The organism is Paenibacillus sp. NPDC058174 (assembly GCF_042883865.1).
Classification (GTDB): domain Bacteria; phylum Bacillota; class Bacilli; order Paenibacillales; family Paenibacillaceae; genus Pristimantibacillus.
In genome coordinates this window covers 591,462-604,790 of record NZ_JBHVUY010000001.1, presented here as the reverse complement: position 1 = coordinate 604,790, position 13,329 = coordinate 591,462, and the positions used below count along the sequence as shown (strand labels likewise).

At 42.0% G+C, this 13,329-nt stretch carries 18 protein-coding genes; 4 read left to right on the top strand and 14 right to left on the bottom strand.

The annotated features are described in order from the left end of the window. Positions 1-262 precede the first annotated feature (262 nt). The 7 genes from ACFVVF_RS02815 to ACFVVF_RS02785 form a co-directional block, all read right to left on the bottom strand. Positions 263-1,078: an aldo/keto reductase gene (locus tag ACFVVF_RS02815; RefSeq protein WP_387805193.1), complete on the bottom strand. Its 816-nt coding sequence runs from the start codon at positions 1,076-1,078 to the stop codon at positions 263-265. A 205-nt stretch (positions 1,079-1,283) separates the two neighbouring features. Beyond that, positions 1,284-1,484 (bottom strand): hypothetical protein, encoded by a 201-nt coding sequence (locus tag ACFVVF_RS02810; protein ID WP_387805191.1) that lies wholly within the window; start codon positions 1,482-1,484, stop codon positions 1,284-1,286. Positions 1,485-1,634: 150 nt separating this feature from the next. Then, positions 1,635-2,075, bottom strand: coding sequence for a GNAT family N-acetyltransferase (locus tag ACFVVF_RS02805; protein ID WP_387805189.1), 441 nt, complete (start codon positions 2,073-2,075; stop codon positions 1,635-1,637). 3 nt (positions 2,076-2,078) lie between these two features. Continuing rightward, positions 2,079-2,699: a hypothetical protein gene (locus ACFVVF_RS02800; RefSeq protein ID WP_387805188.1), complete on the bottom strand. Its 621-nt coding sequence runs from the start codon at positions 2,697-2,699 to the stop codon at positions 2,079-2,081. Positions 2,700-2,931: 232 nt separating this feature from the next. Next, on the bottom strand, positions 2,932-3,078 hold the full coding sequence (locus ACFVVF_RS02795; RefSeq protein WP_387805185.1) for a hypothetical protein: 147 nt from the start codon (positions 3,076-3,078) through the stop codon (positions 2,932-2,934). Beyond that, positions 3,079-3,390, bottom strand: coding sequence for an SMI1/KNR4 family protein (locus tag ACFVVF_RS02790; RefSeq protein WP_387805183.1), 312 nt, complete (start codon positions 3,388-3,390; stop codon positions 3,079-3,081). Positions 3,391-3,508: 118 nt separating this feature from the next. Further along, the gene (locus ACFVVF_RS02785) at positions 3,509-3,712 is read right to left on the bottom strand and encodes a VOC family protein (RefSeq protein ID WP_387805181.1); all 204 of its coding nucleotides are present in this window, start codon (positions 3,710-3,712) and stop codon (positions 3,509-3,511) included. Positions 3,713-3,985: 273 nt separating this feature from the next. Between ACFVVF_RS02785 and ACFVVF_RS02780 the strand changes: the two genes are divergently transcribed. Together ACFVVF_RS02780 and ACFVVF_RS02775 are read left to right on the top strand one after the other, a co-directional pair. Then, positions 3,986-4,651: an HAD family hydrolase gene (locus tag ACFVVF_RS02780; protein WP_387805179.1), complete on the top strand. Its 666-nt coding sequence runs from the start codon at positions 3,986-3,988 to the stop codon at positions 4,649-4,651. Continuing rightward, positions 4,641-5,258: an NUDIX hydrolase gene (locus ACFVVF_RS02775; protein WP_387805177.1), complete on the top strand. Its 618-nt coding sequence runs from the start codon at positions 4,641-4,643 to the stop codon at positions 5,256-5,258. Before ACFVVF_RS02780 ends, ACFVVF_RS02775 begins: the two co-directional genes overlap by 11 nt. Positions 5,259-5,377: 119 nt before the next feature. Here the strand turns inward: ACFVVF_RS02775 and ACFVVF_RS02770 are convergent, their stop codons facing one another. Continuing rightward, positions 5,378-5,842, bottom strand: coding sequence for a VOC family protein (locus ACFVVF_RS02770; RefSeq protein ID WP_387805175.1), 465 nt, complete (start codon positions 5,840-5,842; stop codon positions 5,378-5,380). A gap of 97 nt (positions 5,843-5,939) precedes the next feature. Between ACFVVF_RS02770 and ACFVVF_RS02765 the strand changes: the two genes are divergently transcribed. Then, positions 5,940-6,848 (top strand): helix-turn-helix transcriptional regulator, encoded by a 909-nt coding sequence (locus ACFVVF_RS02765; RefSeq protein WP_387805173.1) that lies wholly within the window; start codon positions 5,940-5,942, stop codon positions 6,846-6,848. Positions 6,849-6,876: 28 nt separating this feature from the next. Here ACFVVF_RS02765 and ACFVVF_RS02760 read toward each other — a convergent pair whose 3' ends face one another. Together ACFVVF_RS02760 and ACFVVF_RS02755 are read right to left on the bottom strand one after the other, a co-directional pair. Beyond that, entirely contained in the window at positions 6,877-7,590 is a 714-nt protein-coding gene (locus ACFVVF_RS02760; protein WP_387805171.1) for an aspartate/glutamate racemase family protein, read from the bottom strand. A 191-nt stretch (positions 7,591-7,781) separates the two neighbouring features. Next, positions 7,782-8,396 (bottom strand): histidine phosphatase family protein, encoded by a 615-nt coding sequence (locus ACFVVF_RS02755; protein ID WP_387805169.1) that lies wholly within the window; start codon positions 8,394-8,396, stop codon positions 7,782-7,784. Between the two features lie 107 nt (positions 8,397-8,503). Here ACFVVF_RS02755 and ACFVVF_RS02750 point away from each other — a divergent pair, with 107 nt between their 5' ends. Then, positions 8,504-9,412 (top strand): LysR family transcriptional regulator, encoded by a 909-nt coding sequence (locus ACFVVF_RS02750; RefSeq protein ID WP_387805167.1) that lies wholly within the window; start codon positions 8,504-8,506, stop codon positions 9,410-9,412. Between the two features lie 104 nt (positions 9,413-9,516). Here the strand turns inward: ACFVVF_RS02750 and ACFVVF_RS02745 are convergent, their stop codons facing one another. The 4 genes from ACFVVF_RS02745 to ACFVVF_RS02730 all read right to left on the bottom strand — a co-directional run bounded on the left by ACFVVF_RS02745 (position 9,517) and on the right by ACFVVF_RS02730 (position 13,311). Then, a complete protein-coding gene (locus tag ACFVVF_RS02745) occupies positions 9,517-10,071 on the bottom strand; it encodes a GNAT family N-acetyltransferase (RefSeq protein ID WP_387805165.1) in 555 nt (184 codons plus the stop codon). Positions 10,072-10,191: 120 nt separating this feature from the next. Beyond that, a complete protein-coding gene (locus ACFVVF_RS02740) occupies positions 10,192-10,905 on the bottom strand; it encodes a DsbA family oxidoreductase (protein ID WP_387805163.1) in 714 nt (237 codons plus the stop codon). Between the two features lie 55 nt (positions 10,906-10,960). Continuing rightward, positions 10,961-12,397, bottom strand: a complete 1,437-nt coding sequence (locus ACFVVF_RS02735) for an MDR family MFS transporter (RefSeq protein ID WP_387805161.1) — start codon at positions 12,395-12,397, stop codon at positions 10,961-10,963. Beyond that, positions 12,394-13,311: an NAD(P)/FAD-dependent oxidoreductase gene (locus ACFVVF_RS02730; protein ID WP_387805159.1), complete on the bottom strand. Its 918-nt coding sequence runs from the start codon at positions 13,309-13,311 to the stop codon at positions 12,394-12,396. The genes ACFVVF_RS02735 and ACFVVF_RS02730 overlap by 4 nt, the downstream gene beginning before the upstream one ends. Between the last annotated feature and the right edge of the window lie 18 nt (positions 13,312-13,329).

The window sequence follows — 13,329 nt, the reverse complement described above, 5'->3', positions numbered from 1 at the left end:
GCACGAATCACTCCATTCTGTAATGCTTTAGCAGTTTGTTATCTTAATTAAGAATTAAATAAGTCATATAAGAAATAATATTCTGTTTATTTTTGTGAATTATCAACTTTCTCTAGTACATCATTCTAATAGGAATCCCACGATATTCCTATTTTATTATATCGCCCACACGACAAAATAGGACAGCGTTTTCGCTGCCCTTTGTCTGTTTTCTTGTCGTTTTATGCAATGAGATCGTCTCGCTCTATTAAGACAGTCGGTACTACTTTAAAAAGAGCTTCGTTAGTCCTACATAAATCGGATTTACTTGCAGTCCTTTTGGATTTACAGCATATCTTTTCCCGGTGTCTAATAAGGCGATCTGCTCCAGCTCCTCTTCGCTCAAATTGAAATCAAATACATCTATATTTTCTTTGATCCGGCGAGGATTCGAAGAATTTGGTATGACGATAGTGTCGCGATATAAATGCCAGCGTAAAATAATTTGTCCAACCGTCTTCTGATGGCGGCTTGCAATCGTTTGTAGCGTCACATTTTCCAGCAAAGACTTATTCGCCTGCCCCAATGGCCCCCATGCTTCATGCAAAATTTGATGTTGCGACATATATTCACGCAGCCTTTGCTGTTGAAATCGGGGATGTGTCTCAATTTGGTTAATCATCGGCATTATTTTAGTCTGCTTCTTTAATTGCTCGAAATGCTCGATCTCAAAGTTGGCTACACCAATCACTTTTATTTTGCCTTCCGTATATAATTTCTCTAATGCTCTCCAAGAATCGACAAAACCGGGTCCGGCAAAATGAATCAAATACATATCAAGATAGGTCGTATTCAGTCTTCTGCAGCTTTTCTCAAAAGCCCGTAATGTCCCTTCGTACCCCAAATCGGTTGTCCACACTTTAGAGGTTAGAAAAAAATCTTCTCTAGCAATCCCGCTATTCCGTATTGCATTGCCCAATGCTTCTTCATTGCCGTAAATTCGTGCCGTATCAAAATGGCGATATCCCGCTTGAATCGCTTCATTAATGGTTTTTTCAAAGTTCTTATTTTGTTTGATTTTGTATACGCCAAACCCCACTCGAGGAATATTTTAACGCCATTAACAATCTCAATAAACGGACTCATTTGTATTCTCCTTTGAACTTAGGATTGATCCATTTTTTAATCGCATAGCAGCAAGACCTGATCAATCAGGCCTCGTAAATCCAACATTGCTTTTTTAGCATTTAGCCGATAATAGTTTTTTGTCCCTTCCCTATGAACACCAACGATGCCGGCATCCTTTAGTACTCTAAGGTGATGAGATATACAGGACGAGACAAATGGGTAAGCCGTTCAACTTCTCCTACTCGCATGCCTAAGCTCTGTGATCCCTGAGCCAGAGCAATCAATATCGATTGGCGTGTCTCATTCCCGATGGCCGCAAGCACATCCTGATTTCTTTTAAAATCATCCGTAATTTGACTTGTCATATCCCGCTCCATCGTAATCCTCCCTTTCCTAAAGCACTGAATAGGAACAGCCTAACATAAGGCTAAGATCCATATGACATTGAGAAAGAAAATGAAGACCATTAAATAAAATAAAGGCAACCGATCGTTACGACCGACTGCCTTTATTTCTTAATGATCTATTTAGCTCAATTCTTTATGTCGCAACAACGTACATTCAAAGCGTTCTACACCAGGGTATTTTTCCCCTAGGCTTATTATCGAGAACCCAAGCTTGGTATAGAATCCCACCGCATCTTTATCCGTTTCAGCTTTCATTTTTACAAGATCTTTGGTTTTCATATATTCATATATCAACTGTCTTCCAAGACCTTTGCCGCGATAATTTGGCTTTATAGCCATGTGTTTTAGTTCCGATTCACCAATTGAGCCGCATATTGTCCCAATTAACCCCACTAGCTCATCACCAAAGAACCTGCCAAAAAGTTCTCTAGTGTCATCTTCTAGATACTTAATTAGTTCGGCATGAATCCTCTCTTCGTCTGACCACATGCATTCAGACAACAGATATTTCACGTCGCTAAAATCGCTTAAAACTTTTAAGTTAATTAAGGGAATCACCACCTTTTACAATCCTTCATTTGATGCCATGATTTTTTCTTTCAATAGCTGTTCGTCAATCACTTGAACTTCCTTCCTATTTTTCTTTTGGAGATTAGCTGTAAGTATCTTGTCCTCAATATCTTCCAACTGTTTATCATACAATGATTGTTTGACAAGTTTACCGCTACTATCATCCTTATAGATACCTGTTTCTTCTCCTAATATCCAATAAGTATTAGGCTCAGATACGGTTACCGCTTTCTTGAGGAACAGCACATAACGATCTCTTTCGACAAATAAGTCATTATCGTTGAAGGTCAACTGGCTATTGCCCTGCTGAAGAATATTGATTTCTTTTGATTCTAATAATGGATCTCCCTTCCATTCATCAATAATTGTCGCTTGGAAAAGTGTTTTAGCGCTTGGTTCTATTAATTCTCTTACTTTCTTTCCGATTTCAACTTTTATAATCAAATCAGAATTCTTTACTGCTTCTTCAAAATTATAAACTTGGAGTTTAGCAGAACTAAGCCTTACTTGTTGCTGATTAGGGTACTTGTTCACATTCCCATTCGTATATGCAGCAATTCCGATAGTCAATGCTAAACCACAGCTTACGCTAAATAATAGATATTTCGGCTTCATAATGTGTGCCCCTCCTCATATATAAAGACGCTCTAATAAATGGAAAAAGTTGCTCTTGTTTTATTAATTTAAACCTTCGTAAGCTTGAAGAGTCCCTCCTATACACAGGATGGGGCTCCTTTGTTAACCATCATACATGCAATAAAAAGCTGCCGTATGTAACGACAGCTTTTTTATATGTTATATTTCTCTATTTCAGATATATAACTAAGTTAGACAACCAGCATAATTGCTAATCTTCAGGCACGTAGAGTCTTTTTACCAAATCTGACATAGTTGGTGCAAGAGGATGTATTCCTTCCCGTTTCAATCTGTCAACTAATTCTGGTTGTTCCAATTCCTCATCGGTAAGATCATCCTTTGAAATCAGCGCATCCATTCATGCATATACTAGGGCAGGATCTGTCTCTGAGAAATCGTAACAAATAAAGTCTCCACCAGCCGTATTTGCTATTGCAATAACTTTTTCAGGAAGCATGCACTTTATTGCTTGGTGGACTTCAAGTATGAAATTGGAGTCGGCCGCGTGAAAGGAATAAAGATATCCGAATATTTTGCTTGTACTCTTTACATTGAAAACAGCTGGATTTGGTCCCGCTCCATTATGCTCGATAATAATTTTCACGAAATCTTCTGGGAACTTTACGTCCAGTGTGTGTTCAACCTCGTTAATCATACTTACTGTTATCATGCTTGATGGGTTTTCCCATATTATGCTACTCATCTCTTATCCCTCAGTTCTAGTTCTAATTATCCGGCATCTTGTGAAAAATACATGCAATAAGGCAAAATTAGGTATTGTTTGTGTATTAAGATTGATGAATCGAATTCCATATTTCTTTATAATGCGGGCTGTGGATCAAACCAATGATGTTGCCAAAAGGATCTACGACCGATGCGGTGATCCAGTCAACGCCACGCTCTATACGGGGTTTATATTCAGAAGCTCCCAGTTCTTTTAACTCATCCAGCACTCTTTTGCAGCTTTGAGATCCTCCGCCCAAAACTAACATTTGCCATTCCGCGTAATTTGGATGTGTTTGTCATTATTATAAGCTCCTTTTCGATCAATTGGTATATACTTTCTATTTCAATGATAAGGGATGATGATCATGATCGTATTACAGAAATCCGCAGACATCTATAAAACGGGCGGTAAACTGGTTCCTGCCGGGTTCGAAGAGAATCAAGAGTCATCTGCATTTAAAATTCATTTATGGCAATAGTAGAATTCTTCTACTATAATTAGTTTTATTTACCATCTGGATCTAAGGAGTGTTCTTTGTATGTCAATTAAAGTTGTATTATTTGATTTTGATGGAACGCTTGCTGATACTTTGCCGTTATCGTTCATTGCGTTTAAAACAGTGTTTAAGCAATATGATAATAGAGATGTTACCAACGATGAACTTATTGCAATGTTTGGTCCGACAGCGGAATACATTATTGGGGAAAACTTCAAAGATAAAGTGCTAGTACAACAAGCTATAGAGGATTATTACTCGTTATACGAAAAGGGTCATTTCGATGATTTTCAGAACGATCAAGGAATTGTAGGTTTACTTCATTTTTTGAAGGAAAAAGGGATCAAAATTGGAGTCATAACTGGAAAAAGTAAGCGGGCCTTTCAGATATCTTCTGAGGCTTTACATTTACTAAGCTTTTTCGATATTACTATTACAGGGGATGACGTTGATAAAGCTAAACCAGATCCCGAAGGAATAAATAAAGCATTAAATATTTTGGGCATAGATAAGTCGGATGCTTTATTTGTAGGTGACAGCAATGCGGACATACTCGCAGGTAAGGCTGCTGGGGTACGTACTTATGGCGTCCGTTGGTTATCTACTTACCAAAGTCTTGTCTACGATGTATCGCCGGACGGTATTTTTGACAGTGTCACTGAATTTCGTGAACTTCTGGAGAAAGAGAGTGTTATCCATGGAAACTAAGTGGTTGGAGTGGGCAAAACAGATACAAGCTATTGCACAAATAGGATTAACCTATGCCAAGGACGTTTATGATCTCGAACGATATGAGGAACTGAGGCAGATTAGTGTAGATATCTTATCTAACTATACTTCTGTCAGCCAAGAGAAAATTTCACTTGCATTTGCAAATGAATCTGGTTATGCGACTCCTAAAGTTGATATTCGCGGCGTTGTTTTTAATGGGAATAAAATACTGTTAGTTCGGGAAAAGCTTGACGGGGCATGGGCTTTACCAGGGGGCTGGGCCGATATTGGTTTATCGCCAACGGAAATAGCAGTGAAAGAAATTAAAGAAGAATCTGGTTTTGATGTCGTACCCGTTCGCCTTTTAGCTGTATTAGACAAGAAATTTCACAATCATCCCCCAGAACCCTATCATGTCTATAAGTTATTTATTCGATGTGAGATTGTTGGAGGACAAGCTGCAACAGGTGTAGAAACAAGCGCGGTTGATTTCTTCGAGCATGACGATCTGCCTGAACTTTCCCTTGAGAGAAATACTGCAGAACAAATTAAAACCATGTTCGAGTTTCTTGAGAATCCAGCTAAAGAAGTTATCCTTGATTAAAATTAATAAGATCATATGCAGAGCAGCTCCCAATCGGTAAATGGAGATTTCCATTCAAGCCGATTGGGAGCTTATTGTTTATTACTTTTATATGAGCAAGACCATTTTTTCAGAAAGTATTAACCTTTATTTGAAATAACTTGATCAAGAAACTTATCAGCATCACTGTTAAATTTCCAGGATACTCCGAACTTATCGACGAGCATTCCAAAGCACGATGACCAAGGTACCGCCGACAAAGGCATTACAATATGACCGCCAACGGACAACTGGCTAAAGTATTGCTCTAATATTTGCTTATCTTCATTAATGACACTGATCATGACATTATTTCCTTTCACGACTTCCCCTGTTACCGCCGTCATGGAAGGCAAAATATCCGACATCATCATTTTCCCGCCAGCAAATTCGATAGAAGATTCCATGATCATATTTAATTCATTTTCCGGCAATGGGTAATTCGGATCTTGCGGGATATCATTGAATTTCACTTTTTTGACTGCCTGGGCACTCAAAGCCTCCGCATAAAAATCAATTGCTTGTTCGGCTTCACCATTAAAGTTTAAATATATAATTGCTGACATCGATTAATTCCTCCTTTTTGTTATAAAGGAAGTATAATATAGGAGTGGTGACACCAGTATGTCACCATTCATAAATCGATTAGGAAGAGTGATGACGATGGAAAAAGTGGAGAGATTAATCTCAATTATTATGATACTGCTGAAAAAGGATCTCGTTTCTACAAAAGAATTCACACAATTATTTAACGTATCCAAAAGAACGATTCTTCGGGACATGGAAACGCTGAGTTTATCCAACATTCCAATCTATTCGGTTCATGGCGTTTATGGCGGATACGGTATTATGGAGGAATACAAGGTTGACAAGCGTCTTTTAAACAGCTCCGATCTGGAAAACATATTGATTGCACTAGGCGGATTGGAAAAAATTCTGATTAGCGAAGAGGTTGCATTAACGATTAAAAAAATGGAAGCCATGGTTAACCCGTTATCCAGGAAAGGTTCCATCCAACTGTCATTTTATGATTGGGAAGGCCGGTCCGAGATTCTTCAAACCTTAAAGTCGTGCCAGCAATCAATATCAGAGAACAAGATCATTTCATTTGATTATATTGATAAAGATGGCCTGAAAACCACTCGAATTGTTGAGCCCTATCAGCTTCATTTTAGCGAAGCAAGCTGGTATTTAAAGGGATACTGTCTGGATCGTCAGGGATATCGGACATTCAAATTATCCAGGGTCGATAATCTCAGTACGGATGGCACTACATTCCAACCCAGAGATTTTGTATCAGAGCAAGATAAAACCAAATATCAGCCGCAATTAATCGCGGTTAAAGCGTTGATATCCCCCAATATTAAAGATCAATTTATTGAAAGGTATGGCCGAAAAAGCATTGAACCCTATAGCTCTGACTATTTCTTAGCCGCTTTTCATATCCCTCAGAACAGCATTGGCTTTCAATTTTTAGCAAGCTTTGGCACCAATTTAGAAATCATTGAACCTAAATCATATGTTGATGAATTTAAAAGTTATTTACTTGCAATGCTTAGTAAGTACTCCTGAAAGTTCACCTTAAATTAAGCAGCACGCGTTAAATTAACGTAGTATTATAGTTCTCCAGTGCGAAGTCAACAGCAGCTTCAGCATGAAGCCTTGTTGTATCATACAGAGGAATATCGCAATTTTCCTGTGAGATGAGTAAGGTTATCTCGGTGCAGCCGAGAATAATGGCCTCTGCTCCCTGTTGACTGAGCTTATTGATGATTTTTAAGTAAGACTGTCTAGATTCATCATTAATTGTACCCAGACAAAGCTCTTTGTAGATAATGTCATGAATGATCATTCGATCCGTTTCATCAGGAACGATAACCTCAAGTCCAAACTTTTCAACAAGTCTGCCCTTGTAAAAATCTTGCTCCATCGTAAAAGCAGTGCCCAGCAGCGCAACTTTTCTGATTCCATCCTTCGCAATAGCATTTGCCGTTGGATCAGCAATATGAAGCAACGGAATCTTGATCGATTCCTGCACTTCTTTTGCCATCTTATGCATTGTATTGGTACAGATAATGATAAAATCAGCCCCGCCAGATTGCAGCCTGCGTGCCGAATCAATCATCATTTCTGTCGCTTCATCCCATTTCCCTTGATGTTGAAGCGTTTTGATTTCATCGAAATCTACTGAGTACATAAGACTCTTTGCGGAATGATGTCCTCCCAGCTTTTCTTTCACACGCTGATTGATGATTTGGTAGTAAAGCAACGACGACTCCCAGCTCATTCCACCGATTAAACCTATTGTTTTCATGAACTAGACTACACTCCTCTGAATGTTTGCATTGTTAGTAAACTATCTTCATCGTAAATCAATTCGATTGATGGAGCAATATTAACCATTCGCACTAATCTCTGTTTGGATCTAACCATGTGTACCCAGTCTTTGAAAATCATGAAAAGGACAGTGTCTCCACTGCCCTGATAAAGTCCGTATTATAGCTTTCAGTAATGAGAGCTGTCCCCATACAACTCAATTGTCGGCTCCGAATTATGAAATACAATTTTACTCAGGCTAGCAGAAGGTACGTCGGGCAAATTCCCCATTTCACTCAACTGCTTACCGGAATATTGGTTCATTATCGTCTTTAACGTCATTCGGTGGCTTACAACAAGAACGTTTTTCCCCTTGCAATCCTGCAAAATCTTCTCCACAGCCGCTACACCGCGATTCAGCAGCTCCGCATAGGTCTCCCCCTGTCCTGAAGGACGGTATAAATGCGGTTGTTCAAAAAAGTGTTCCCACTCCTCGGCATACTCATTCTGTATAGCTGGAACATGTTGTCCTTCCCACAGCCCCATGTGAATTTCCTTCAGTTCATCTAATTTCACGATGTTCTCCGCTGTGCTTCCAGAAATGATCTGAGCCGTCGTCAATGCTCTTGGGCTTGGACTCGCATAAATCGCATCAAATTTGACCGTGTGTAAACGATCAGCCAATCGGGCTGCCTGCCGTCTCCCTTCAGGCGTCAACGGTGAGTCCATATGGCCTTGCATTTTCTGCTCCAAGTTCCATTGGGTCTGTCCATGTCTTACGAAAAAAATCGTAGTTGTTGTCATGCTGTTGTCCTCCTTTTTTATGTATTTGAAGTATAAGTCCTTGATCTATAAAATAAAAATATAAGTTTTTTATTGTGCATAAACAAAATATATAGAAGGTGATTGGATTGACGATCAATCTGCATGCATTAATGTTGTTCTATAACGTTGCCCTGACCGGCAGCGTCACGGAGGCTTCCAAGAGATTAAATATCAGTCAACCGGCCATCTCTGCTCAAATTCGGAGCTTCGAGAAGCAATACAACATCCTGTTATTCGAGAAAAAAGGAAGAAGACTGGTTCTGACCCCTTTTGGTCAAAAGCTGTTAAAGCCGACTGAAAAGCTGTTTATCCTTGAAGGGCAAATTGAAAGCATGATCGAAGATTATCATCAACATCCGCAAGGAAAGCTTCGAATCTCTGGAAATTACTTAGCAACCAGCTTTCTGATTCCCAAGTGGGCTTCCCTCTTCAAGCAAAAATATCCGAAAGTTGCTGTAGAAATCACGACCGTAAATTCACAAGCAGCCCTTGATAAATTAATGAATTACGAATCGGATATCGCAATCTTTGGGAGCAGCGAGATTACTAATCACAAAGCAAATCAGCTGCATTTTACAGATATATGTCAAAATGAATTCAATTTCGTGGCTGCGCCAAATCACAAGTACGCTAATAGGCAAATTACTTTGGAAGATTTGGTGAAAGAGCCATTCATTATGCGGGAGGAAGGCAGTGCAACCCGTAAAAAGCTTCTTGAAGTATGCAGTGTTCAAAATGTTAGCCTGCCAATAATCGAACTACAATTTAATGGCATTAATGAAATCATTCAGGCGGTAGTCGCCGGTTATGGCGTCAGCTTTGTCTCTTCTCTGGTGGCTAGTCCATTTATCAAACGAGGGGAATTGGCTGTCGTAGATGTCACTGATGTCCGTATTGCCAACAATATTGTCCTATGCTCTCATGATGCGGATGATATGGAAGCATACATGCGCGATTTCATTTCCATTGCAACGGCAAATCGGGACACATTGTGAGCAGGCTCTGCTTTTCTATCCATAAAAAAAGGAAGCCGGATTTTCCGGCCTCCAGCTTTATTTTCCAACCAAAAAAATGACAGCCATAACTGGCTGCCATTCGATTACTTTTGCGGGGTCAGCAGGTTCTTCTGAAATAGCTTGAAGTCTCCCTCTTGTCCGATATATTCATACCCGTTGCCTTCATAAAAAGCAAAAAGTTTAGGATTGCTGGCAATGCAGTCTAAGCGCATCACTTTCTTATCCTTGAAGCTAATAGCTGAATCGCACCAATGGAGCAGAGCAGCTCCCAGCCCCGAGTTCGCATGCTTCCTGCTAATTGTCAAACGATGCAAGTAAATCGCTTCATCATCTGTATGAGCTTTGCTTCCCCATAGCTCGGAATCCCATGCGCTAGGCTGACGTTTCAGGATAACGACGCCTACAATTTCTTTGTCATGCTTGCACACAAACACTTCTTCCTGCTTGATCGATCCTACCGTATCGTGAGAGTCATACCCGTGCAGCAGCCCGCTCCATTGATCAGAACCTTTACTTTGAAGCCATTTGGCTGTATCCACCAGCAGGGACATCACTTCAGCTGCTTCCTTATCCTTTGCAACACTAACCGTATAATCTCCATTAATATGCGGATTTACTATTGTAAAATCATTGTTCATAAGTGGAAGACACTCCTTACTTGTTTATCTAATGCCGTCCATTTATTATAGCTCAATCGGATTAAGATTCAATGCTGCTGCAATCACATACCAATGATGTCACTATTCTATCTATTTTAATTACTTCATCACATTGCAGGTTCCGTCAGCGCAGCTGTCATCACCTTCAGACGGACTCTTTATCTCCATGCTTTGAAGTCTGTTTTCTTCCTCCCAGACCGAATGCAGAGCATTCAGAAACACCTCCTCCGACTGAGCGCCCGAGATGGCGTATTTGTTATTAAATACAAAGGCAGGTACGCTTGAAATATTCAGCATTTTCGCCTCCGTGATGTCTGCTTTGACCGCATCTTTATAGGCATCAGATGCAAGCATCTTCGCAACTTCCTCTTCATGAAGTCCCGCCTCGCTGCCGATAGAAGCAAGTACCTTGTGGTCAGCAATATTCATGGAGTCCGCAAGATAAGCTCGAATAAGCCGTTCTGTTAATTCTGCTCCCTTTCCGGCTTCTGCCGCATATTGAACCAGCCGATGACCGTCGAAGGTGTTGGCGATAATAACCTTATCATAGCTGACATTCAGTCCAGCTTCACGTTTAATCATTTCAGCTACTTGTGCTTGCTTGATCTTCAAATTCTCCACAGTCATTCCCTTTTCGCGGGCCAGCTGCTCGGCAGTAACCGTTCGATTCTGTGCATTTGGATCAAGCTGGTAGCTTCGATATACCACTTCGACTTTATCCCGCATTGCAAACTTGCCAAGAGCGTTCTCCAGCTTTCTCTTGCCAATCACGCAAAATGGACATCCAAAATCCGACCAAACCTCTATTCTCATAGCCTAGTTCCTCCAAATCATTAATGACCTTTACATGTGAAACGTACGGATTGATTTATCCAACAGCCTGCTGCTCATGCTCTGGCGTTTTCCCTTTACGAATAAAGATACCGAGTACGAGTGCAACGAGCGCGATGATAACGCCAAACCAGAACGCATTGTTGATACCGGCTGCGAGCCCTTTGACGATTTCCCCTGGAGCCTGCGGATCACTTGCTCCGCTTAAGTACTGTTTTTGTCCGCCAGACATGATGCTAATATACAGGGCAGTACCGATTGCGCCCGACACCTGCTGCAGCGTATTCAATATCGCAGTACCATGCGGATGCAAATGGCTTGGCAGTTGGTTAAGCCCGGCTGTCTGTGCAGGCATCATAACTAACGCAATACCAATCATTAGCGCGATATGAACGGCAACTAGAAAGCCCGTGCTCGTCGATTCATTAAACCGGGTAAATTGCCACAATGAGACGACAGCAATAGCCAGCCCAGGGATGACAAGCACGCGAGGTCCAAACTTATCAAACAGCTTGCCCGAGACCGGAGCCATGAACCCGTTCACAATTCCGCCAGGAAGCAGGATTAGACCAGATTTGAAGGCTGTTACCATGAGTACGCCTTGCATAAACATCGGAAGCATGATCGCAGATGAGAAGAAGGTCATCATCAACACAAACAGCAGCACTGCGACAAGCGCAAAGGTCGGATACCGAAACGCACGTAAGTCCATGACCGGCTGCTTAAGCAGCAGCTGCCTCCAGACGAACAGCAATAAGGAAACTCCGCCTGCCGCAATCGTCCAAATGACTTGAGGCTCAGACCAGCCTTGTTCACCTGCACTGCTGAACCCGTAGACGATTCCGCCGAAGCCGATTGTCGACAATACGATAGATAAGAAATCCACTCGCGGTCTGGTTACTTCCGACACGTTCTTTAAGACTGAAGCTCCAATAATAATGGAGAGCAGCGCAAACGGTGTGACGAGATAAAACAGCCAACGCCATGAGAGTGCATCAACGATCAAACCCGATATTGTCGGGCCAATCGCCGGTGCGAACATAACGACGAGCCCTAACATCCCCATTGCGCCTCCCCGCTTTTCCGGCGGATAGATGGTCATGATTACGTTCATAACCAAAGGCAGAAGCATACCTGTTCCAATTGCTTGAATAATTCGGCCAATCAACAACACACTAAATTCTGGCGAGAATGCCGAGGTAACAGTACCGACGAAGAACAGCACCATCGCCGACAGAAAAATTTGCCTGGTTGTGAACCATTGCTGCAAAATCGCCGTCACTGGAACCAGCACGCCAACGACAAGCATATAAGCGGTCGAAAGCCACTGAGCCGTTGCAGCAGATACGCCAAATGATTTCATCAATTCAGGAAGGGCATTGCCCATTAACGTCTCGTTCAGAGCGGCGACGAACATGCCTACAATAAGAGCAAACATAATTGGACCGCGCTTCATATGGTTTAAATCGATCATTCGTTTCTCCCCCAGGCTTCTGCATTGAGCTCATTGTTTATGACTGCGGCAGTAAAGGCTCCCGCCGAAGCGGCAGCTATAGCCTGATGCATTCGCGATGCAGCATCACCGGCGCCATAGATGCCCGGAATGCTCGTTTTTCCGAATTCATCAATGACGACAGCACCCCATTCCGTCATTTCGCATCCCATTCTTTGCGGCAAGTCCGATCCTGTAACCAGATCCGGCTTGAAAAAGATCCCCCTGCACGGAATGATCGTTCCGTCTTCAAGAACAACTTGCTGAACGATCCCGTCACTAGAATCAATTTGTCGGATTGGCGAGTCGTATAGAGCCACATGATGCTGCTTGAGCTCATCCCGATCTGCATCTGTCAGTTCGTCGGGGCCATTCGTACAAATGGTAAAACGGTTCGTCCACCCGGATATAACGGGAGCGAAATGCATAAGCTCAGGGCCCTTATTAATGATGACAAGGTGCTGATCCCTCAGCTCCCAGCCGTCACAGTAGGGACAGACGAAGGCGCTCCTCCCGTATACCTCTGCCAGTCCCGGAATGCTCAGCGGCTGGTCTTTCATACCGACAGTAAACAGCACTTTTTTGCTTGTAAAAGCTTCTCCCTGCCCCGTCTCCACATGAAACTGGCCGTCGCTTCCCGTAATCGACACCGCCGTATCGGATACAAAAGACACGGAAGGATAAGCGCTAATCTCATCCTTCGCCATTCGCCGAAACTCACTTGGACTAATTCCGTCTCGCGTAAGAAAACCATGGACCGCCTTAGTCACCGCATTGCGATGACGGCTGTCATCGATTAAGGCAACCTTTTTCCTTGCTCTCCCGAGTACCAGAGCAGCGTTCAATCCTGCTGGTCCACCGCCAATAATTGTCACATCGAAAAGTTGTTTTTCCATCTTTCTAAATGCACCTCC